The sequence below is a fragment of the Phyllobacterium sp. A18/5-2 genome (assembly GCF_025452215.1).
Taxonomy (GTDB): Bacteria; Pseudomonadota; Alphaproteobacteria; order Rhizobiales; family Rhizobiaceae; genus Phyllobacterium; species Phyllobacterium sophorae.
Window position 1 is genome coordinate 991,178 of sequence record NZ_CP104966.1, and the last position, 20,892, is coordinate 1,012,069.

General features: G+C 58.9%; 19 protein-coding genes and 2 pseudogenes. 19 read left to right on the forward strand and 2 right to left on the reverse strand.

Annotation, left to right across the window (positions count from 1 at the left end; all coding sequences use genetic code 11):
- Positions 1-14: 14 nt before the first annotated feature.
- Complete coding sequence (locus tag N8E89_RS04945) at positions 15-1,772, reverse strand: putative bifunctional diguanylate cyclase/phosphodiesterase (RefSeq protein ID WP_262261299.1); 1,758 nt, start codon at positions 1,770-1,772, stop codon at positions 15-17.
- A 109-nt stretch (positions 1,773-1,881) separates the two neighbouring features.
- Between N8E89_RS04945 and N8E89_RS04950 the strand changes: the two genes are divergently transcribed.
- From N8E89_RS04950 to N8E89_RS04990, 9 genes are all read left to right on the forward strand, one after another.
- Complete coding sequence (locus N8E89_RS04950; protein WP_262261300.1) at positions 1,882-2,616, forward strand: transporter substrate-binding domain-containing protein; 735 nt, start codon at positions 1,882-1,884, stop codon at positions 2,614-2,616.
- Positions 2,617-2,779: 163 nt separating this feature from the next.
- Positions 2,780-4,144 (forward strand): GGDEF domain-containing protein, encoded by a 1,365-nt coding sequence (locus N8E89_RS04960; protein WP_262261301.1) that lies wholly within the window; start codon positions 2,780-2,782, stop codon positions 4,142-4,144.
- Positions 4,145-4,191: 47 nt separating this feature from the next.
- Positions 4,192-4,413 carry a hypothetical protein gene (locus N8E89_RS28975; protein ID WP_315975675.1) on the forward strand — a complete coding sequence of 74 codons (222 nt, stop codon included), beginning with the start codon at positions 4,192-4,194 and terminating at the stop codon, positions 4,411-4,413.
- Positions 4,379-4,810, forward strand: a complete 432-nt coding sequence (locus N8E89_RS04965; RefSeq protein WP_315975676.1) for a CDP-alcohol phosphatidyltransferase family protein — start codon at positions 4,379-4,381, stop codon at positions 4,808-4,810. The genes N8E89_RS28975 and N8E89_RS04965 overlap by 35 nt, the downstream gene beginning before the upstream one ends.
- 24 nt (positions 4,811-4,834) lie before the next feature.
- Positions 4,835-6,613: a bifunctional alpha/beta hydrolase/class I SAM-dependent methyltransferase gene (locus tag N8E89_RS04970; protein WP_262261302.1), complete on the forward strand. Its 1,779-nt coding sequence runs from the start codon at positions 4,835-4,837 to the stop codon at positions 6,611-6,613.
- A complete protein-coding gene (locus N8E89_RS04975; RefSeq protein WP_262261303.1) occupies positions 6,610-7,956 on the forward strand; it encodes a phosphatase PAP2/dual specificity phosphatase family protein in 1,347 nt (448 codons plus the stop codon). Before N8E89_RS04970 ends, N8E89_RS04975 begins: the two co-directional genes overlap by 4 nt.
- Positions 7,949-8,371: a hypothetical protein gene (locus N8E89_RS04980; RefSeq protein ID WP_106661904.1), complete on the forward strand. Its 423-nt coding sequence runs from the start codon at positions 7,949-7,951 to the stop codon at positions 8,369-8,371. Before N8E89_RS04975 ends, N8E89_RS04980 begins: the two co-directional genes overlap by 8 nt.
- Before the next feature lie 21 nt (positions 8,372-8,392).
- A complete protein-coding gene (locus tag N8E89_RS04985) occupies positions 8,393-9,049 on the forward strand; it encodes a lysophospholipid acyltransferase family protein (RefSeq protein WP_262261304.1) in 657 nt (218 codons plus the stop codon).
- Complete coding sequence (locus tag N8E89_RS04990; protein ID WP_262261305.1) at positions 9,042-9,980, forward strand: phosphatidate cytidylyltransferase; 939 nt, start codon at positions 9,042-9,044, stop codon at positions 9,978-9,980. Before N8E89_RS04985 ends, N8E89_RS04990 begins: the two co-directional genes overlap by 8 nt.
- Position 9,981: 1 nt before the next feature.
- Here N8E89_RS04990 and N8E89_RS04995 read toward each other — a convergent pair.
- Positions 9,982-11,137: pseudogene (locus N8E89_RS04995) on the reverse strand (fumarylacetoacetate hydrolase family protein).
- A gap of 228 nt (positions 11,138-11,365) precedes the next feature.
- On the opposite strand from N8E89_RS04995, the gene N8E89_RS05000 reads away from it, so the two are divergent.
- The 10 genes and pseudogenes from N8E89_RS05000 (at position 11,366) to N8E89_RS05045 (ending at position 20,892) form a co-directional block, all read left to right on the forward strand.
- Complete coding sequence (locus N8E89_RS05000) at positions 11,366-12,262, forward strand: DMT family transporter (RefSeq protein WP_162707253.1); 897 nt, start codon at positions 11,366-11,368, stop codon at positions 12,260-12,262.
- A gap of 102 nt (positions 12,263-12,364) precedes the next feature.
- Positions 12,365-12,985, forward strand: a complete 621-nt coding sequence (locus tag N8E89_RS05005; protein ID WP_106662570.1) for a cupin domain-containing protein — start codon at positions 12,365-12,367, stop codon at positions 12,983-12,985.
- 174 nt (positions 12,986-13,159) lie between these two features.
- On the forward strand, positions 13,160-14,098 hold the full coding sequence (locus N8E89_RS05010; protein WP_106661910.1) for an ABC transporter substrate-binding protein: 939 nt from the start codon (positions 13,160-13,162) through the stop codon (positions 14,096-14,098).
- Positions 14,099-14,171: 73 nt separating this feature from the next.
- On the forward strand, positions 14,172-14,969 hold the full coding sequence (locus N8E89_RS05015; RefSeq protein WP_162707254.1) for an ATP-binding cassette domain-containing protein: 798 nt from the start codon (positions 14,172-14,174) through the stop codon (positions 14,967-14,969).
- The gene (locus tag N8E89_RS05020; protein WP_170116977.1) at positions 14,966-15,997 is read left to right on the forward strand and encodes an ABC transporter permease; all 1,032 of its coding nucleotides are present in this window, start codon (positions 14,966-14,968) and stop codon (positions 15,995-15,997) included. The genes N8E89_RS05015 and N8E89_RS05020 overlap by 4 nt, the downstream gene beginning before the upstream one ends.
- Before the next feature lie 2 nt (positions 15,998-15,999).
- Positions 16,000-17,088: a phosphotriesterase family protein gene (locus N8E89_RS05025; protein ID WP_262261306.1), complete on the forward strand. Its 1,089-nt coding sequence runs from the start codon at positions 16,000-16,002 to the stop codon at positions 17,086-17,088.
- Positions 17,089-17,119: 31 nt separating this feature from the next.
- Positions 17,120-17,890, forward strand: a complete 771-nt coding sequence (locus N8E89_RS05030) for a glutamine amidotransferase (RefSeq protein ID WP_106661912.1) — start codon at positions 17,120-17,122, stop codon at positions 17,888-17,890.
- A 3-nt stretch (positions 17,891-17,893) separates the two neighbouring features.
- Positions 17,894-18,808: a ribokinase gene (locus tag N8E89_RS05035; RefSeq protein WP_262261307.1), complete on the forward strand. Its 915-nt coding sequence runs from the start codon at positions 17,894-17,896 to the stop codon at positions 18,806-18,808.
- Positions 18,805-19,648 (forward strand): annotated as a pseudogene (locus tag N8E89_RS05040) (BtpA/SgcQ family protein). Before N8E89_RS05035 ends, N8E89_RS05040 begins: the two are co-directional and overlap by 4 nt.
- Positions 19,645-20,892, forward strand: coding sequence for a Zn-dependent hydrolase (locus N8E89_RS05045; protein WP_262261836.1), 1,248 nt, complete (start codon positions 19,645-19,647; stop codon positions 20,890-20,892). The pseudogene N8E89_RS05040 and the gene N8E89_RS05045 overlap by 4 nt, the downstream one beginning before the upstream one ends.

The following is a 20,892-nucleotide window of genomic DNA, read 5'->3' on the forward strand; positions in this document are numbered from 1 at the left end:
CGGCCTTCGCAACCTCAGGCGGACAACGTGTTTTGTTGTGTCAGCAGACGATCGCACAGATCCGTTGCAGGCATCGGATAGGCGATTGCATAGCCCTGGAGCGTGTCGCAGCCAAGGCGGCGCAAGAGTTTCGCGTGCTCAGGCGTTTCAACGCCTTCCGCCGTAACCTCTATTCCGAGCGTCTGGGCAATATCGACGATCGACCTGACCAGGCTCCTCTGCTCCCGCGAGGTTGTGATCGGCATGACGAGGCGCCGGTCGATTTTCAGCCGTTTCGGCTTGAGTTTCAGCAATCCGATGATCGAGGCATGCCCGGAACCGAAATCGTCGACTTCTATCTCGATACCCATTTGCTTTAGCAGTGCAATGTTCAAGAGTACGTCATCTTCGATCTCATCCAGAAAAATCGTCTCCAGCAGTTCGAATGAAAGCGTGTGAGGCTGGATATTCAGCTGCCGCAATTGATCGATCAGAGAAGGATCGGACAATCGTTCGGCCGATGTATTGACTGCAATGCGCGGAACGTCGATCCCGCGTTCCTGCCATGACTGGCGGTCCCGTAACACAGCCTTGAGGATAGCCGCATCGAACTCAGCCATCAGTCCCAGCGTCGTCGTCACTTTCAAGAAGGATTCGGGCGCGAGCAGCCCGCGCTTGGGATGGTTCCAGCGAGCGAGGGCTTCAATGCCGACAATGCGCTGCGTTCGGGCGCAGACCTGTATCTGATAGAACGGTATGAATTCGCCTCTTTCAATCCCGAGTTTGACATGTTCCGCCACTCGGCGGTCGCTGGAAAGCTCGGTCTTGAGATGTGGCGCGAAAAATTCCACCCTGTTCCGGCCCAGTTTTTTGGCGCGGTAGAGCGCTACGTCGGATTCAGCCAGAAGATTTGCGGCGTTCCCATCATTCACCCACGCCACACCAATCGATGCGCCGGTTTGCAGCAATCTGCCGCTGTAGGATACGCCTTGCTTGAGAAGCCTTACGACATGCTCCGCCACCACTTCCAGCTCTCTCAGCGTCGAGAAATCCGATATCAGGATGACAAATTCGTCGCCGCCCATGCGCGCTACGAACCCGCCCTCCGGAACGACGGAAGCTATCATCAAGGCGGCAGACTTCAGTACCGCATCACCTGCCAGGTGGCCCGCTGTATCGTTGACGTGTTTGAAATAATCCAGGTCGATATGGAGAACCGCCAGTTGTTCGAGACTGGTGTCGTTCGAAAGTTCGGCGAGCCGTTTGTCGAAATAGCGCCGGTTGGGAAGGCCCGTGAGATAGTCATGCTCCGCCGCATATTCGATCTGGGCGGTGCTTGCTTCGAGGGCGAGGGTTCGCGCTTCGGCGATCGCTTTCTGATGGGAGAGCTCGCGGTTCAGCAGGACATCGGCGGTAACATCCCATTCCGCACCGATAAATGTTCCGGTATGACCATTCTCGTAATAATGTGCTCTCGACCGCAGGTGGCGGACATCCCCGTTTGGCAGGACAATCCTGAATTCGGAAAAGTAGTCCCCCTTGCGCTGAATAGCTTCTTCAAAGTCCTGTTCGGCCTTCGCGCGATCATCCGGATGTATGGCACTAACCCATTGGGCCGGAGTTATTTTACCATTCGTGGTAGCGGTGGCGTAGAGCCGGTGCATCTGCAAATCCCAGAGTACCTCATCGGTCCCTGTATTGTGTTCCCAAACGCCGATCTGCGATGCGTCGAGCGCCAGCTCCAGCCGGCGGAGAACATTCTGAAATTCCTGCTCTGATCTGGCCCATTTCATTTTATCTTCGCAACAACTCCACCCGTTCCCCGATCTATATCCTGAATAATCTCCCTTAAGAAAATATTGTTGCTGAAATTAGAGCAAGCCTTGAGGCAGGAACCATCCAATGCAACCGGGCGCATTTAAGATGCGTCAAGCATATTCACAGATAGTCACCGCCACTCACCATTTATTCATTCCAGCTGGGCGACTCTGTTATTGTCGGATATTGGGGGTGACAGGAATGAAAACGACAATTTTGGTGACAGCAGCAATCGCGATTCTCGCTTGGGGAAACGCAGCCGCGGCAGATGAATTGAAGCTGAAGGTCGCGACGGAGGGAGCCTATCCCCCGTTTAACTCTCTCGATGCCTCTGGCAATCTCGTCGGGTTCGATGTGGATATCGCCAAGGCCCTGTGCCAGCAAATGAACGCAACGTGTTCGTTTGTAGCGGTTCCCTGGGATGACATCATCGGCAGGCTTGAAAAGAACGAGTATGACCTCGTCGTCGCCAGCATGTCCTTGACCGAGGAACGCGCCAAGAGAATGGAATATTCTGCTCCTTACTATCGTTCACACTCGGCATTTGCCGCCGATCCAAACAGATTCAAGGACATATCTCCCGCGGCACTGAAAGGATCCCGCATCGCCGCAGGTAGCCAGACAATTCAATCGGAATACCTCAAGAAGAACTACCCCGACAGCAAGATAATACTGACAAAGGACCAGCCAGAAGCCCAGAAACTTCTCCAGGCGGGAGAGGTGGATTTGATCCTGGCTGATTCTGATAGACCTGCTGACTTTCCTCCAAGCGCCCGAGAGCTCGAAATTCGATTATGTCGGCGATCCTGTCACCAATGACTTCCTGAAAAGCTCGGCACATATCACCGCTCACAAGGGGAACGCGGAATTGATCAAGAAAGTCAATGTGGCTTTGGACCAGATCCGCCTCAATGGGACCTACGATCGCATCAACAACGCATACTTTCCCTTCAGCATCTACTAGATCCAGACTGGCTCCCGCATGACCGCACAGAAAAAAGGCTTTCAGATATCGATGGCTGCCGCTGGCAGACTGCTCATCGGATTTGTGCTTTTTTATGCAATTGTTGCGGCGGGCTTTTCCATCGTCTTCCTGCGCAAGATCGAAAGCGACGCAAGATACACGCAGGAACAGCAGCTGCCGCTGGTGCTCAGCCAGAACCGAAACGCGATCAAGGTCGAGCGTTTGGCTTCACTTGCCCGCTCAATCTATCTTGCCAAGGATCGGGAACTAGAACGGCAGCTTCAACTCCAGACACATGTCCTCGCTCAAAGCTTCACGCTGGACGAAAATAATGAACTGGCTAAAGGCGTCATGGATGTTGGGGCTTCAGTCAAAAGGATAGTCGCCATCCGGGAGCAAGTGCGCAGGATGGACTTCGGCACTGGTATCGGCCCGGACCCGGCCATCAGGGCGGAACTGGAAGAGCAAGCTCTTGAAACCTATCAGAGCGCAATGCGGGTGACCGACAAGTTGAGCCAATCGATGATCAGCGACGCCGCCGTCCTTGCCTATGGCATGTCCGGGGATATCCAACGCACGGCAAGAATGATCCAGATCGCCTGGATTATCATATTGATTCTTCCGGTCGCAACGGCAGTTGGCGCTATCTATGTCGTAGCGAGACACATCATCACGCCGATAAACTCGGCCATCGAAGGTCTGCAATCGATTGACCGCCACGAAGGTCGTAATTTCAAGCTTCGACGGCCCCTGTTTCGCGAGCTGTCAACGATCTACGAAGCTATCGAGGCCTATGGCCGCGTGTCGAGCGATCTATTGAGGACGAACTCAATTCTCCAGGCTTTGTCGGAAGAGGACGGATTGACGACGCTTGCGAACCGCAGAAGTTTCGAAAAGCGTCTGGGTGAGGAGTTTACCAAGGCCGCACAAGACGGAACCGACCTTGCAATTCTGATGGTGGATCTCGACCATTTCAAATCCATCAACGACCATTACGGCCATCAGATGGGCGACACGTGCCTTAAGATGACAGCGAATGTGTTGCGCGGCGTTTGTGCGGAACGCGAATGTCATGCGGCCCGCTACGGCGGCGAGGAGTTTTCAGTGGTATTCCCCGGCTGCAACCTGCAGGAAGCAATTGCCGAGGCTGAAAAAATCCGGCTTTCCCTCAGCAGCCTGATCATAAAGACGAGTTACGATGAAGTTATCCGCATAACCGCGAGCGTTGGCGCCGCCACTCTCAAGAGTGGCAAATTCGAGACTTCGTCCCAATTGCTTGAAAACGCCGACAAGGCCCTTTACCTCGCAAAACATAGCGGACGAAATATCGTCAAATCCCTTCCCTCCTCTGGCCGAACTGATTTGAAATCCATACCCGCCTAAGGTTATGTAGGCTGGATATATGCGGCGCAATCATGGGGGATGATTTCATGCCAACGCTCTACTCGATCAAGCCGGCATTTCAGAACCTGTTGCGTCCGCTGGTTGGCCGGCTCGTCGCCGCCGGCGCGACGGCAAATCAGATAACAGTTGCAGCATTGGCTCTGTCAGTTTTCGCGGGAGCGATCATCGCGCTTTATCCGGAAACCACGCCACTTTTTCTGGATTCTGCCCCTGGTGCTGTTTGTTCGGATGGCGCTCAATGCCATTGACGGGATGATGGCGCGAGAATTCGGCCAGGCATCGAAACTCGGTGCCTGTCTGAACGAGGTCGGCGATGTGATTGCTGATGTGGCGCTCATCCTGCCCTTCCTCCTCGTCGCCCCGTTTTCCGCGCCAGGGGTAGTCGCCTTCGCCATCGCAGCCCTGCTTGTTGAATATGCTGGCGTTCTCGGCGTGATGATCGGCGGCGGCCGGGGCTATGACGGCCCCTTCGGCAAAAGTGACCGCGCTCTTGCCCTCGGCATTATCGCGGCGCTGATTGGCAGCGGTGTGGTTTTGCCGGCCTGGTTCGGCTGGGTCTTTCCACTCATGGCGCTGCTGTCGCTTTACACCATGTTCAACCGCATCCGTGCTGGCCTCCGCCGCGCCAACTCATCGATTTCCTGAATGATCATTCCGTCTGGAGAAACAATGCGCGCTGAACCCTTATCTGATCCTGCGGTGGCAGGCGCAATGGAAGAAATGACGTTTCGCACCCATGACGGGACCGAGCTTTTCTATCGCAAATGGCCGGCGCAATCCGGCCAGGCCAAAGGCGCAATCGTCCTCCTGCATCGCGGCCATGAACACGGGGGGCGTGTTGCCCATCTGGTTGAAGAACTTGGCCTGCATGACTTCGCCTTTTATGCATGGGACGCCCGCGGCCATGGCCGCTCGCCCGGCGTGCGCGGCTTTTCGCCATCCTTCGCCGCATCGGTCCACGATCTCGATAGCTTTGTTCAGCACATCAGTGTGGTGGACGGCTTTGCGGTCAGCGACATGGCGGTCGTTGCGCAATCCGTCGGCGCCGTTCTGGCCGCCACCTGGGTTCACGACTACGCACCGCCAATCCGCGCGCTGGTACTGGCTTCGCCGGCCTTCAGCGTCAAACTCTATGTGCCTTTCGCCCGTGAGGGCATCTGGCTATGGCAGAAGCTGAAGGGCCAGTTCTTCGTCAATTCCTATGTGAAGGCAAAATTTCTCACCCACGATCCCGCGCGGATTGCTTCCTTTGAAAGCGATCCGCTGATCACCCGCCCCATCGCTTCCAATGTTTTGCTCGATCTCTATGAGACGGCGGACCGCGTTGTCGCCGACGCGCGCTCCATCATCGTACCCACCCAGCTGCTGATCTCCGGCAGCGACTGGGTGGTACGCCATGGACCGCAACATCGCTTCTACGAGAATCTGGCACATCCTTTGAAAGAGCGGCATGTGCTGAAAGGCTTCTTTCATGACACGCTGGGCGAGAAGGATCGCGGCATCGCAGTCGCCCATGTCCGCCGCTTCATTGCCGATCGCTTCGCCGCGGAGCCTGCTACCCTTGATGTCACCAATGCCGATGAGACCGGATTCACCCGCGACGAGCAGGACAGGCTTTCCTCACCCCATGATCTTTTGTCGGTTAAAGGGCTTTACTGGGCTTTTTACCGCACCTCCATTCGTGTCAGCGCATTGTTCTCCAAAGGACTGGAGACCGGCGTCAAAACCGGCTTCGATTTGGGATCGACCCTCGATTATGTCTACGAGAACCAGCCGCGCGGGCTTGGGCCGGGCGGGCGGCTCATCGACCGGCAGTTTCTCGATGCGATTGGCTGGCGCGGTATTCGCCAGCGCAAACTGCACCTGGAAGAACTGACCCGCATTGCGCTTGCCCGGTTGCGGGACGCTGGCCGCCCGACGCATTTGCTCGATATTGCCGCCGGTCATGGCCGGTATGTGCTCGATGCCATCGATAAATCCGCAATCAAACCGGACAGCGTTCGATTGCAAGACTATTCGCCGATCAATGTCGAGGCGGGGAGCAGGCTGATCGCGGAACGGGGGCTCAAAGATACCGCGAGCTTTCATCAGGCCGACGCATTCGACGGTGACAAGCTGGCGGCGACCATCCCTTCACCCGATCTGGCCATTGTCTCCGGCCTCTATGAGCTGTTCCCGGACAATGGCCTGATCGAGCGCTCGCTTGATGGTCTGGCAAGGGCGATGAAACCGGGCAGCCTGCTTCTTTATACTAACCAGCCATGGCACCCGCAGCTCGAAATGATCGCGCGGGCGCTTACTTCCCATCGCGGTGGTGAGGCTTGGGTGATGCGACGCCGGACACAGGCTGAAATGGACCAGCTGGTCGCGGCGGCGGGCTTCAGAAAGATCGAACAGCGTATCGATCAATGGGGCATCTTCACCGTTTCCATCGCAGAACGCCTATGACAGCAGAAACCATCGCACCCATCGGGGAATGGCGTTTCGACAAGGCTGTGGCAAAGCGCGCCGTCCTTTGGCTGCTCCTGCTCGCACCACTGTTCTATATTTCCTATGGTGCAGCCAACTGGCTTGCCTCCCAACGTGCGAATGTTCCCAACATCACGTTCACCTGGGAACATGCGATCCCCTTCATGGCATGGACGATCTTCCCCTACTGGTCGATCAATTTTTTCTATGGCCTTTCGCTTTTCCTCAATGACACCCCTATCCAGGTCGACCGGCTGGCAAAGCGCTATCTGACCGCGCAGGTCGTCGCAGTCAGCTGCTTCATCCTCTTCCCTCTAACCGCAATTTTCCAGAAACCAGCGACAAGCGGTGCGTCCGGCTTCCTTTTCGACCTCCTCGGCGGGTTTGATAAACCGTTCAACCAGGCTCCGTCGCTCCACATCGCCTTGTTGGTCATCATCTGGATGCATTGGCACCGGCGCCTTTCCGGTGGTGCGCTGCGGATCTGGCACGCCTGGTGTACATTGATCGGCCTTTCCGTCCTCACAACCTACCAGCATCATTTTATCGACATACCGACCGGCGTGCTGCTTGGTGTCTTCGCCTTGTGGCTTTTTCCCGGCGATACACCGTCGCCGCTGGCCGGATTCCGGCTGGCCAGCGACGCCCGAGCCCGAAGGATTGGCTCATACTACGCCGGGGGCAGTCTGGTCTTTGTTCTGCTGACGGTGCTGGGAACATACAATTCAGCGGTCTACCTGATCTTTCTCTGGCCATCGCTGGCGCTTGCGCTCGTTGCCGCTGGCTATTTCGGTGCTGGTGCCAGTGTCTTTCAGAAAGCCGCCGACGGAACAGTCTCCTTCGCCAGCCGGTGGCTCCTCGCTCCATACCGGCTTGGTGCCGTGGTCAACAGCTATCTGTGGACAAGGAAACTCGCGTCCTCGGTTCACGTGTGCTGCGGCGTACATCTTGGGCGCCTGCCGAAGCGATCCGAGTTATCGGCTTTTGCCACCGTAATCGACATGACCAGTGAGTTGGCAAAGCCGTCTAACGTGGAGGTTGAGTGGCAGGCCTTTCCGGCACTTGACCTTCTCCCGGCCGGCCGCGTCGAGCTTGAAAAGGCATCGGAAGCGATCGAAAATGCTCGCAGCAAGGGGCCGGTCCTCGTTTGTTGCGCACTTGGTTTCCAGCGCAGTGCGGCGGCTGTCGGCTTCTGGCTCTTGCGCTACGGTTACGCGAAGAATGCCGCCGATGCCATACGCCTGATTGAAGGCAAGGGCAGGCGGATCCATCTGACAGAAGAGATGATTGCCATCGCGGAGGAGCGGCCAGAGAATGGATAACGATGCTGCCACATTTGCCGCCCGGCTCAAGCACAGAGCGCATACCTATGGCTTCCTGACCTGTTTGTTGCTGGTTGCCTCCTCCATTGTCGGTGATGCGGGCGGCCCCCTGTTCGGCTGGCTTTGGCCGCTGATGATCATTGGCGGACTGATCACGCTTTTTCTTGCCGTCTATCTCCGCTTCGATGCGGCGCTTTTCAATTTTATTGCCTCCCACGAGGACGAGACCGCCGGCTGCCGTGCCGCCGACGATCTTCTTGAACGCATGCATCTGCGCAAGTGCCCGAAAGTGACGCGGCCGCTTCAAGCGCGAATCTCGGGAACCAACCGCCTGCTGACAAAACTGCACCTTGCTTTTGCGTCTTTTCTTGCTCTATTCGCTGCATTGACAGCCTATGGGCTGTGGACTGCCTAGCGCCGGTCTGGGGGAACAAGAATGAACGCAAAACCACTGCTGCGGCGCGCGGCCGCCATGGCGCTTGCCGGACTGGCGCGAGCCATCACGGGCGTGCGGCCGATCTGGCAAGGCTGTTCGCCGCTGGGACGCCAGCGCATCTATTTCGCCAACCATGCCAGCCATGGCGACTTCATCCTGCTGTCCTCCTGCCTGCTTCCGGAAGAACGCGAGCGTACCCGCGCCGTCGCTGGCGCCGATTACTGGCGCAAGAACAAGATACGTCATGTATTGGCGCGCGACCTCCTCAACACCGTGCTGGTCGAGCGCAACTGGGTCGAGCGCGCGGAAGATCCGATGGTCATCATGCTGGATGTCCTGAAGGAAGGCCAATCCCTGATCATCTTTCCCGAAGGTACGCGCAACATGACCGAGGAGCCGCTGCTGCGCTTCCGCTCCGGGCTCTATAATCTCGCTCTCGCCCGCCCCGATGTGGAACTCGTTCCGTGCTGGATCGAGAACATGTCGCGCGTTCTGCCGAAGGGCGCATTCCTGCCGGTGCCGCTGCTTTGCCGTGTCATCTTCGGGACGCCGGTTATCCTTGAGCCCGGCGAGGACCGCCACGCCTTTCTGCACAGGTCCCGGCAAGCACTGCTCGAACTCAATCCGGAACACCAGAGGGCGCTCAATCATGACTGAAACGGTCTGGCTATTCCTCGGCCTTCTCGGTGTACTGACTGTCGCAAGCGCCGTTGCCACCGCGCTGAGCTGGAGGAGCACACGCAAGGGCGACGCGCTCCCCTCGACACTCGCCAATCTTAACTCGCGCATCAAGGCGTGGTGGATCATGGTTGCCGCCATCTCCATTGCCTTCCTGTTCGGCAAGGGCGGCGTCATCCTGCTGTTCGCATTTGTCTCGTTTGCCGCACTGCGCGAATATGTGACGCTGACGCACACGCGGCGCGGTGATCACTGGATCCTGCTCGGCATGTTTCTGGTGATCATTCCGGTGCAATACTACCTGCTCTGGATCGACTGGTATGGGCTCTTTGCGATCTTCGTTCCCGTCTATTGCTTCCTGGCCATGCCGGCGCTGACGGCAATCTCCGGCGATACAGCTCGCTTCCTCGAGCGCGTCAGCGAACAGCAATGGGGCATCATGCTCTCCGTCTATTGCATCAGTCACGTACCGGCGCTGTTGACGCTGCCTGTACCGGGTTTCGAGGGCAAAGGCCTGCTGCTCATAGCCTTTCTCATCGCCACCGTCCAAGGCAGCGACGTGCTGCAATATGTATTCGGAAAACTGTTCGGCAAGCACAAGGTCGCACCGAAAATATCGCCCTCCAAAACCTGGGAGGGGCTGATCGGCGGTATCATCAGCGCCTCACTGCTTGGTGCGGCGCTTTCCTGGCTCACACCTTTCACGCCGCTGCAGTCCGGACTGATGGCCGGGCTGGCCTGCATTATGGGCTTCTTTGGCGGGCTGGTCGCATCGGCCATCAAGCGCGATCGCGGCGTGAAGGATTGGGGTCATATGATCGAGGGCCATGGCGGCATGCTCGACCGCGCGGACAGCCTTGTCTTTGCCGCGCCAGTCTTCTTTCACATAGTCCGTTACTTCTGGACGTGAGCTAGAGCAGATCCGCCTTGCCGAGATCACGCAGCAGATGGCTCACGCCATAAGTCCATGGCGCGCACTCCGTCGACAGCCGGACGCGATCTCGACAATGTACCCAACGATGACGTGGAGATGGAAACGATGTCGTTCATCTTGTGGGTAAAGCCCTTGCCCGGCCCATCGCGATCCTTCACCGGTGCGAACATCGTGCCGAGATACAGCACCAGTCCGTCCGGGTATTGGTGGTGCCGCCCAATGGTCGCCTCGACCAGCGATTCCGGCGTGCGCGAGATCTTGGCCATGTTGGAATGCCCGTCGAGCACGAAGCCGTCCTCGCCCTCGACGCGCATGCTGAGCTCCGCCGTCTTGACCGTCTCGATGGTAAAATCGCCGTCGAAGAGGCGGATGAACGGCCCGACCGATCCGGACGCATTGTTGTCCTTGGCCTTCCCGAGCAGCAGTGCGGAGCGTCCTTCCACGTCGCGCAGATTGACGTCATTCCCCAATGTTGCTCCAACGATGCGTCCGGCGCTCGAAACCACCAGCACGATTTCCGGCTCCGGGTTGTTCCAGCTCGAAATTGGATGCAGTCCGACATCCGCGCCAAAGCCGACCGTCGACATCGGCTGGCCCTTGGTGAAAATTTCCGCGTCCGGTCCGATACCGACTTCGAGATATTGGCTCCAGACACCGCGGGCGATCAGCGCTTCCTTCACCTGCATTGCGGCGGGCGACCCGGGCACGATCTGCGAGAGATCCGCACCGATGAGCTTGAGCACATCTTCGCGCAGCGCGTCAGCCTTGGCCTTGTCGCCCTTTGCCTGCTCCTCGATGACGCGCTCCAGCAATGACGCGACGAAAGTCACACCCGAAGCCTTGACCGCCTGCAAATCGATCGGCGAGAGCAGAGCGGGAATCGTTGGATCGAATTTCGCTGCCCAGCTGTTTGCAACGATCACATCGACATCGCCGAGCTTTGTTCCGGTTGCATCAGCCACATGCCCCGCCGGATTCCCCAGTTCGGCGATATCGCGCACCGTTGGCGCAGTCTTGCTGGTGATATCCAGCACCGCGCCATCGCGGACCGTGACAATCCGCGGGTAGGCATGGCCGGGCACCTTGGCCCTTCCGACAAGAACACCGGAACTGGGGACGACGGCATTTGACATAATTCGCATTCCTGACAAGTAGCGTTTCGTGCTGGACGGAAACGAAGGTTTCGAGGGGCCGCATTTATGCGGCAGAGCATCCCGCCAATCAAGGCCACAGGTCGCAATCTCGCGCCTCCTGACACAGCATTGCCAGGAGGCCGGGAAATTTTCTTCCGCGTAACCTTGCCATGGGGTGCGAACACGGAGCTAGATCAGCGCAGCAGCACATCATTCGCGGGACAATCAATGAACCCGGCAGCCGGATATCGACTTGGACTGATCCTTGTGACGGCCTCCACCGTTGCCTGGAGCCTGGCCGGGCTTTTCACCCGGGTCATCCCCCTGGACAGCTGGACGATCCTCGCCTGGCGCGGCATTTTCGGCTCTCTCGGAATTGCCGCTGTGATCGCGATCGCAGAAGATGGCCCGTTCTGGAAAAGCTTCCGGAATATTGGCCTCCCTGGCTGGTTGTTCGTCGCGGTATCCGCGCTTGGCATGGTGTTCTTGATCAACTCTCTCAAGGAGACAACCGTCGCTCATGTGGCCGTAATTTACGCCACCATTCCTTTCGTCGCCGCTGTCCTCGGTTGGTTCGCGATGGGCGAACGGTCGACGGCCGGCGCTATCCTCGCCAGCATCGCGGCATTGATCGGCGTTGTCATCATGGTTGGCGTGGGCGCCGAAGGTTCACTCTTCGGCGACCTCCTGGCGTTTGGCATGACGCTGTGCATGGCGGTACTGATGATTATTGTCCGGCGTGCCCCCGACATTTCCGTTATGCCCGCCGCATGCCTGTCAGCGCTTGTCAGTTCGCTGATCTGCTGGCCGCTCGGTGAACCTCTCGCCGTTTCCGCCCAGAACCTCCTGCTTATCGCCCTTTTCGGCATACTGGTTTCCGCCGTCGGACTTGCTCTCTTCACTCTCGGCGCCAAACGTTTGCCGGCGATCGAAACTGCCCTGATCGGATCGCTCGATGCTCCGTTGGCGCCTCTCTGGATCTGGCTGGTTTTTGGTGAGATCCCGAGCGCGAGTACGCTGATCGGCGGTTCGATTGTCTTCGCTGCCGTTGTCGTTCACGTCATAACCGGAACGCAGAGAAAGGCGAAGGAGCGGCGCCTGCTGCAGCAGAAGGGAACGTCCTGAAGGTTTCGCACCGGCCCTTGCTGCAGAAGAACTTGCATTGTCATTGCATGAGCGCGAATGTATGCCAACGACCGGTCGAAACTGCAGGTCACGGCAAGGCAAATGAACAAGATCGAACTGGACAAACAGGCCCGCGACAATTCCCGGGAGATTGCCGATGCCAATCCATCGCGGCTCGGAACGCGGTTGAAACTGGCACGCCAGACCCGTGGCTTGACGCTGAAAGCGCTATCCGAAGCGGCCAACTGCTCGGAAAGCCTGTTGTCCAAGATCGAGAACGGCAAGGCATCGCCATCCCTGCCCATGCTTCACCGGCTGGTTCAGGTTCTCGAGACCAATATCGGCTGGATGTTCGAGGAATCCGACGGCGAGGAAGGCATCGTCTTTCGTGCCGGGGCAAGGCCGCTGATCGCACTTGATCCCTTGCGGCGCGGCGAAGGTATCTCGCTGGAGCGTATCATTCCCTATTCGCAGGGTCATTTGCTCCAATGCAACATCCACCATATCGAAAAAGACGGCGCCAGTGCCGGGCCGATCCAGCATGCCGGCGAAGAGGTCGGCTATGTGTTGGCCGGTGAAATCGAGCTGATCGTCGGCGAACGCCAGTTCCTGCTTTCCGCCGGCGATTCCTTTGTTTTCAATTCGGACCTGCCGCACCACTACCGCAACACGGGCTCTGAACGGGCAAGCATTTTTTGGGTCAACACGCCCCCGACATTCTGAGCGTAGGACCCGGACCATTTTGATCGAATCTGATTTTTCTCACATTTTTTGATAACTGAATTTCAGTCTTCAAACTACTTGACATACATTCAAGTCTCTTGAATGATGCCTCTGCGTTCAGTTTTACGTGGGCTCGCACATGGGCCGATTAAACCAGAAAAAAGGGGAATCGGAATGCGTCTTACCAAGCTACTCTCCGGCTGCGCTGCGGCCATCGCCATCACACTTGCCGTCGGCTCGTCCGCCTTCGCCGATACGTTCGCGCTCGTGACGATCAATCAGCAGGCGCTGTTCTTCAATCAGATCAACGAGGGTGCGCAAAAAGCCGCTGACGCTGCTGGCGCCAAACTCGTGATCTTCAACGCCAACAATGTTCCCAGCGCCCAGAACGACGCAATGGAGAACTACATAACCCAGAAAGTTGACGGCATCATTCTCGTCGCCATCGACGTTAACGGCGTCAAGCCTGCCATCACGGCGGCAAAGGCCGCCGGTATTCCCGTCATCGCTATCGATGCGCAGATACCGGACGGCGACAATGTCGCTTTCGTCGGAGTCGACAACACCAAGGCAGGTGAAGACATCGGCAAGTTCTATGCGGATTACGTCAAGGCAAATATGAGCGGCACCGCCAAGATCGGCGTGATAGGTGCCCTTAACTCTTTCATCCAGAATCAGCGTCTCGACGGGTTCAAGAAGGCCGTTGCCGACAGCGGCCAGCAGATCACCTTCCTCGATACGGTCGATGGCCAGAACGTCCAGGACGTTGCCCTGACCGCGGCCGAAAACCTGATGACCGCCAATCCGGACATGACGACGCTCTATGCGACAGGCGAGCCAGCACTTGTCGGTGCCGTCTCGGCTGTTACCAGCCAGGGCCGTACCGGCGACGTCAAGGTCTTCGGATGGGATCTGACCAAGCAGGCCGTCGAAGGCATTGATGCGGGCTGGGTCACGGCAGTCGTACAGCAGGACCCTGCTGGCGAAGGCAAGGCCGCAGTTGAGGCGCTCACCAAGCTCAAGAAGGGCGAAAAGGTCGAACCTATCATCAATGTTCCGGTGACGATCGTCACCAAGGAGAATGTCGATCAGTTCCGCGGCATGTTCAAATAGAACCTGAGCCGTGATGGGCGCGGCCGCACATGCCGCGCCCCCTCCCGAGGCATTTGAACCCAATGGTATTGCGATGAACAATATTGACAGCGAAACTTACCGGGTCCGCATGACCGGCATATCCAAGCGGTACAACACGATCCAGACGCTTGACGACGTCTCGCTGAACCTGAAGCCCGGCGAAGTGCTCGGCCTCGTCGGTGACAACGGCGCCGGCAAATCTACCCTGAGCAAGGTGCTCTCCGGGGCGGTCATTCCGGACGCCGGGACGATCGAGATCGACGGCAAGGCAGTATCCTTTTCCTCCCCCGCCGATGCCCGGGCGGAGCACGTGGAAATGGTCTATCAGGACCTGTCGCTGTGCGACACGGTTGATGTGGCCGGAAATATCTTCCTCGGACGCGAGCCAAGACGCCGGGTTTTGGGCATGCCGTTTCTCGACAAGAAGCGCATGCATGACGAAGCCAGAACCATGCTGGATCGCCTTGGTATCGTCATCGCTGATACGCGCCTGAAGGTTGAAAACCTCTCCGGGGGCCAGCGTCAGTCCATCGCCATCGGCCGCGCTGCCTCGTTCGAGCCTTCCGTTCTCATCATGGATGAACCGACCGCCGCCCTCGCCGTCGCCGAAGTCGAAGCGGTTCTTGACCTTATTCGCGCGGTCAGCGCCCGCGGGGTCAGCGTCATTCTCATTACCCACCGCCTGCAGGATCTGTTCCTCGTCTGCGACCGCATCCAGGTGATGTATGAAGGCCGCAATGTCGCCGAACGGCGCATCGAGGACACCAGCATCGAGGACGTCGTCAACCTGATCGTTGGACGAAAATTCCAGGCCCGTTCGGCCCGTCAGGACAATGGAGCACGCGCATGAGCAATCCATCGACCTCCAGTGACAACGCTGCGCTCCACCCCGTTGCCGCCCAATCGCGCGTGCGGGAAAGCACCCTTCGTGACCGCTTCATGGCCAATGGCAGCGTCGTGTCCATTGCCATTTTCTTTCTGGTCGTCTGCCTGCTCTTCTCGGTCGTGACCGACGCGTTCCTGACGGCACCGAACCTGCTCAATATTGTGCGGCAATCAGCGCCCCTCCTCATCGTTGCGGCTGCGATGACCTTCGTCATCACCACGGGCGGCATCGACCTTTCGGTGGGTTCAGTTCTGGCGCTTGTTGCCACCCTGTCTGCCGTCACGCTGCAAGCCGGTCTGCCTTGGCCATTGGTCATCATTGCCATGCTGCTGCTCGGCGCAGCGGTCGGCGCAATCCAGGGTTTCTTCATCGCCTATGAGCGCATCCCGGCATTCATCGTCACGCTGGCCGGGCTATCGGTCATCCGCGGCATCGCGCTCCTGATCACCGGTGGTTATTCCATCCCGGTCGAAGCGACAAGCCCGTTCACGGTCATCGGCCGCGCCTGGTTCCTCGGCGTGCCCGTGCCTGCGCTGATCGCCCTGGCCGTGCTTGTCGTTGCCTATCTCGCCTTCAATGAAACCCGCTTCGGCCGTTATGTGACCGGTATTGGTGCCAATGCTGAGGCCGTGCGCCGCGCCGGTGTGGATACGCGCCTGACAACGCTGATGGTCTATGTCCTCTCCAGCACCGCCGCTGCTGCGGCCGGTATCATCCTCGCCGCCCGCCTCGGTTCTGGTTCATCCAATGCCGGACAAGGCTTCGAGCTGGAGGTCATCGCGGCCGTCGTGCTTGGCGGCACCAGTCTCTTCGGTGGCAGGGGCACGCTCGTCGGCACCGTACTCGGCGCCATGACTGTGGCTGTCATCGCCAACGGGCTGATCCTTGCGCATATGTCACCCTTCCTTACGCCCATCGTCACTGGCACGATCATCCTCATTGCGATCTGGCTGAACTTCCGCCTGTTCCGCGGTGCCATCCGGAGCCGCTGAGGATGAGTCTCGACTTCGAAACCAGCGAACACGGCAGGGCTCCCATCGGCGTCAAATCCGGAACGGTCATGACCGTTCAGGGCCCCCTCCCCGTCGGCGAAATGGGCGTCACGCTGATGCACGAGCATATCCTGCTTGATGGTGCGAGTTCATGGAAATGCCCTTGCCACCCGGACGAACTCGCCATCGCCGAGCAGCCGGTCTCGATCCAGATCATCGGCGAATTGCGCATGAACCCCTATATCAACAGGGACAATGTCTCGCTCACCGACACTGACCTCGCCCTGAGCGAACTCAAGCGCTTCCAGGTTCTTGGCGGTCACACGGTCGTCGACCCGACCAATTTCGGCATCGGCCGCGATCCGGTGAAGCTGCGGCGCATCTCCCGAATGGCCAATCTCAAGATCGTCATGGGCTCCGGTTTTTATTTGCAGCACACCCATCCGGAATGGCTGAAGGACATGGATGTCGATGCAGTTACCGAGTTTCTCGTCAATGATACTGGCGGCGGCGAGACTCAGCCGGAGATCATGGCGGGGATTATCGGCGAAGTAGGCGTCAGCAAGGATTTCACATCGGAGGAGCGCAAGTCGCTGCGTGCTTCCGCCCGCGCCTCACGCATAACCGGCGTGCCGCTGTCGATCCATCTTCCCGGGTGGGAAAGGCTGGCAAATGAAGTTCTCGATATCGTTGAGGAAGAAGGTGCCGACCTCAAGCATACGGTTCTCTGCCACATGAACCCCAGCCATGAAGATCTGGCCTATCAGGCCAGCCTCGCCAAGCGCGGTGCGTTTCTCGAATATGATATGATTGGCATGGACTATTATTACGCCGATCAGGACGCCCAGTCGCCTTCGGACGAGCAGAATGCCCGCGCTATCCGCTCCCTCGTCGATATGGGCTTTGGTGACCGGGTGCTGCTGTCGCAGGACGTCTTCCTAAAAATGATGCTGACCCGCTTCGGAGGCTTCGGCTATGGCTATGTGCTCAAGCATTTCGTGCCGCGCCTGAAGCGCCACGGCGTCGATGCGGAGACCATCGATCGCATGCTCACCGACAACCCAAGATCCGTATTTTCCGCGGCAGCCTGATCGCCGCCCTCATAGTCATCAAGGAGTTTTCATGTCCAAACACAAAGTTCTTCTCGCCGGCGAGTCGTGGGTATCGACCGCCACCCATATCAAGGGCTTTGACCAGTTCCCCACGGTCACCTATCACACCGGCGCCGACGAGCTGCTCAAAGCGCTGAAGGACAGTGCTTTCGACGTGAAATTCATGCCGGCGCATGAAGCGCAGCGCGATTTCCCGCAAACGATCGAGGCCCTGTCGGAGTACAAGGCGATTATCCTCTCAGATATCGGTGCCAATACGCTCCTGCTGCATCCGGACACCTGGATCCATTCGAAGACCACACCGAACCGCCTGCGTCTGCTGCGTGACTACGTCCGCAATGGCGGCGCGCTGCTCATGTTCGGCGGCTATTACAGTTTCCAGGGCATCAATGGCGGCGCACGCTATCACAAGACCCCTGTCGAAGAAGTGTTGCCTGTCTCCTGTCTTTCCGTCGATGACCGTATCGAGGTACCTGAAGGCTTTACCCCCGTCGTCACCGGCGACGCCGGCCATCCAATTCTCCAGGGTCTCGGCAAGGATTGGCCGGTCCTGCTCGGTTATAATGAGGTTACGGTAAAGGACGGCGCAGAAGTGCTCGCAACCGTCTCAACCGACTACGGCTCCCAGCCGCTGCTCGTAACCGGAACCTATGGCAAAGGCCGAACGCTCGCCTGGACCTCCGACGTCGGACCGCATTGGCTGCCGTCCGATTTTATCGCGTGGAAGGGCTACAAGACCTTGTTCGAACAGATGCTTGCCTGGGCAATAGCGAAGGATTGATCGATGCGGGTGCACGTGGCCGGCAATGTCTGCATTGATACCACTTTCCGCCTCGATCGATTTCCCGTCGCGGGCGAGACGCTCAATGCGTCCGCCTATTCCGACGGGCTTGGCGGCAAAGGTGCGAACCAGGCATTGGCGGCCACACGCGCGGGTGCTGAGGTTATGCTCTGGGCCGCCATCGGCAATGATGTCGACAGTGCCCGCATCCGGGCGATGTTGCATGATGAAGTCGATACGAGCCATCTCGCCCGGCTTGACCTGCCCAGTGACCGTTCGACCATCGTGCTCGATGCGTCCGGGGAGAATTTCATCGTCAGCGGCGTATCATGCGCAACAGCCTTTGATCCTCTGACGATGACTGAAGTGCGGGCATCCATCGATGCCGGCGATCTCTTCGTCATGCAGGGGAATTTGCGCTTGGCCATCACCAACGATTGTCTGGCTGCTGCAAAGAAAATGGGCGCGCGGACAATCTTTAATCCCAGCCCGCTTTCTGCCGGACAGGTGCCCGAATTCGGTGAGGTCGACTACGTCATCGTCAATCGCGGCGAGGCTGCGTTGATCACCGGATTTGCCGAACCCGATCTCGCGGCACGTGCCTTGCTCGATCGTGGCGCAGGCTTTGCAATAGTGACACTTGGCAGCCAGGGAGCCCTTCTGCTGAAGCGCGACACTGGACGCTCCTTGACGATCCCGGCCCCGAAGGTTCCGGCCATCGACACCAGCGGGGCGGGCGACGTGTTTTGCGGGGTGTTTGCCGGGTGCCTGGCCAGAGACCTCAGCCCGGTCGCTGCCCTGCGCATTGCCATCGGCGCATCGGCCATTTCCGTAGCGCGTCCCGGAACACTGCAATCCTGCCCCACCCGGGCCGAAATAGCGGCCCTCATTCAAGATATTGAAATGGAACCATTATGAGCGACATCTCGAAGCCCGTTGGCCAAAGCGCCGGTGATGCGATCCTTTCCATATTCGGGCGGACCAAGGTGGTTATCGGCGTCGTCCACCTTGCCCCGCTCCCCGGCGCGCCGCGCTACAATGGCGAACCAGTCGAGGATATCTACCAGCGCGGCCTCGACGATGCGCGCGCCTATCTTCATGGCGGCTGCGATGGCGTGATCGTCGAGAATCATGGCGATGTGCCGTTTGCCAAGCCGGACGATATTGGTCATGAAACCGCGTCGCACATGGCCGTGGTCTCCGACCGGATCCGCCGCGAGCTTGGCCGCCCCATCGGCATCAACGTGCTTGCCAATGCGGCGATACCAGCGCTGGCAATCGCCAGTGCGGCCGGAGCCGGCTTCGTACGAGGTCAACCAATGGGCCAACGCCTACGTGGCCAATGAAGGTTTCATCGAGGGTGAAGCGGCGCGCGCCATGCGCTACCGCGCGCAACTTCGGGCGCATGGCATTCGCATTTTCGCCGACGCGCATGTCAAGCACGGAGCACACGCCATTGTGGCGGACCGTCCGGTCGAGGAACAGGTGAAGGATCTCGTCTTCTTCGACGCGGATGCGGTGATCGCCACCGGCCAGCGTACGGGCCACGCCGCCGACCTCGGCTATATAAGGATGATCAAGGAGGCATCGGGCCTGCCGACGCTCGTGGGGAGCGGGGTCACCCCCGACAACGCCAACGACATTCTTGGCATTGTCGACGGCGTCATTGTCGCGAGCTCGCTCAAATATGATGGTGTCTGGTGGAACCAGGTAGAACCGGCACGGGTGAGCGCCTTCATCGCCGGCCTGAAGCGATGAATGCATCGGTAAAGGTCAATGGCGACCGTCTCCTCGGCAGGCTGGAAAATTTTGCCGGCATCGGTGCGGCGCCGGCTGGAGGCGTCAACCGGCAAGCTCTTTCGCCGGAAGACCGCCTCGCCCGGGCGAAGCTTGCGCAGTTGGCGGCGGATCGCGGCTTTGCGGTGTTTCAGGACTCCATGGCCAATCTGTTCATTCGCCGCGAGGGCCAATCGGCCGGCCGGCCGCCCTTCCTGATCGGCAGTCATCTCGACAGCCAGCCCATGGGCGGACGCTACGATGGCGCGCTCGGTACACTTTCGGCCTTTGAGGTGCTGGAATCGCTGGACGATGCCGATATCCAGACGCCTGTCGCCCTGGAAGTGGTTGCATGGACCAACGAGGAAGGCAGCCGCTTTTCCCCTGGCGCCATGGGATCCATGGCCTTTGCCAACAGAGCAATTCCGGCCGAGTGGCACCATGCGCGCTCCCCGGACGGCAAACTGCTGCAGGACGAACTGACTGCCACGCTCATTGCGCTGCCGCAGGCTGCGATGCGGCCGCTGGGCATCCCGGTTTCAGGTTATCTCGAACTGCATATCGAACAGGGCCCCTCGCTGGAGCGCGAGAATATCCCGATCGGCGTTGTCCATGGCATTCAGGGCACCCGCTGGCTCGAAGTTGTTATTACCGGGCAAACGGCACATGCCGGGACCACGCAGCTGTCATTCCGCCGCGATCCGCTTGTCGCGGCCACCGAGGCGATGCAGACGCTCTACGCTTCGATCATGCCCAATGACGAACAGGCACGTCTCACCATCGGCCGCATTTCGGTCGAGCCCGCCTCGATCAATGCCATTCCGGGCAAAGTCTCCTTCAGCGTCGACCTGCGCCATCCGAACGCCCCGGAGCTTGCCCGGCTGGAGGAGCTTGTCCGGACCGTCTGCCAGGAGAAAGCGTCGGTGCTCGGTTGCGAGGCAACGGTCCGGCGCACATTCGATATGCCGCCGGCGCAATTCTCTCCCACCCTGCTTGCGGCCGTGGAGCATGCTGTCACCCGTCTCGGCGTTTCCTCAAAGCCGATGCTGTCCGGTGCTTTCCACGACGCGCTCTTCCTTGCGCGTGTCACGGAAGCCGCGATGATTTTCGTGCCCTGCCGCGACGGCCTCAGCCACAATGAGGCCGAATATGTCAAACCCGAACATTCCGTGTTGGGCGCACAAGTTCTGCTGGAATCGACGCTGGCCGCACTAGGGATGAGCTGA

What these genes read in the sequence shown, in the direction of transcription:
- N8E89_RS04945 (WP_262261299.1), bottom strand. Translation starts at nt 1,772, where the DNA reads ATGAAATGGGCCAGATCAGAGCAGGAATTTCAGAATGTTCTCCGCCGG.
- N8E89_RS04950 (WP_262261300.1), top strand. Translation starts at nt 1,882, where the DNA reads ATGCAACCGGGCGCATTTAAGATGCGTCAAGCATATTCACAGATAGTC.
- N8E89_RS04960 (WP_262261301.1), top strand. Translation starts at nt 2,780, where the DNA reads ATGACCGCACAGAAAAAAGGCTTTCAGATATCGATGGCTGCCGCTGGC.
- N8E89_RS28975 (WP_315975675.1), top strand. Translation starts at nt 4,192, where the DNA reads ATGCCAACGCTCTACTCGATCAAGCCGGCATTTCAGAACCTGTTGCGT.
- N8E89_RS04970 (WP_262261302.1), top strand. Translation starts at nt 4,835, where the DNA reads ATGCGCGCTGAACCCTTATCTGATCCTGCGGTGGCAGGCGCAATGGAA.
- N8E89_RS04975 (WP_262261303.1), top strand. Translation starts at nt 6,610, where the DNA reads ATGACAGCAGAAACCATCGCACCCATCGGGGAATGGCGTTTCGACAAG.
- N8E89_RS04980 (WP_106661904.1), top strand. Translation starts at nt 7,949, where the DNA reads ATGGATAACGATGCTGCCACATTTGCCGCCCGGCTCAAGCACAGAGCG.
- N8E89_RS04985 (WP_262261304.1), top strand. Translation starts at nt 8,393, where the DNA reads ATGAACGCAAAACCACTGCTGCGGCGCGCGGCCGCCATGGCGCTTGCC.
- N8E89_RS04990 (WP_262261305.1), top strand. Translation starts at nt 9,042, where the DNA reads ATGACTGAAACGGTCTGGCTATTCCTCGGCCTTCTCGGTGTACTGACT.
- N8E89_RS05000 (WP_162707253.1), top strand. Translation starts at nt 11,366, where the DNA reads ATGAACCCGGCAGCCGGATATCGACTTGGACTGATCCTTGTGACGGCC.
- N8E89_RS05005 (WP_106662570.1), top strand. Translation starts at nt 12,365, where the DNA reads ATGAACAAGATCGAACTGGACAAACAGGCCCGCGACAATTCCCGGGAG.
- N8E89_RS05010 (WP_106661910.1), top strand. Translation starts at nt 13,160, where the DNA reads ATGCGTCTTACCAAGCTACTCTCCGGCTGCGCTGCGGCCATCGCCATC.
- N8E89_RS05015 (WP_162707254.1), top strand. Translation starts at nt 14,172, where the DNA reads ATGAACAATATTGACAGCGAAACTTACCGGGTCCGCATGACCGGCATA.
- N8E89_RS05020 (WP_170116977.1), top strand. Translation starts at nt 14,966, where the DNA reads ATGAGCAATCCATCGACCTCCAGTGACAACGCTGCGCTCCACCCCGTT.
- N8E89_RS05025 (WP_262261306.1), top strand. Translation starts at nt 16,000, where the DNA reads ATGAGTCTCGACTTCGAAACCAGCGAACACGGCAGGGCTCCCATCGGC.
- N8E89_RS05030 (WP_106661912.1), top strand. Translation starts at nt 17,120, where the DNA reads ATGTCCAAACACAAAGTTCTTCTCGCCGGCGAGTCGTGGGTATCGACC.
- N8E89_RS05035 (WP_262261307.1), top strand. Translation starts at nt 17,894, where the DNA reads ATGCGGGTGCACGTGGCCGGCAATGTCTGCATTGATACCACTTTCCGC.
- N8E89_RS05045 (WP_262261836.1), top strand. Translation starts at nt 19,645, where the DNA reads ATGAATGCATCGGTAAAGGTCAATGGCGACCGTCTCCTCGGCAGGCTG.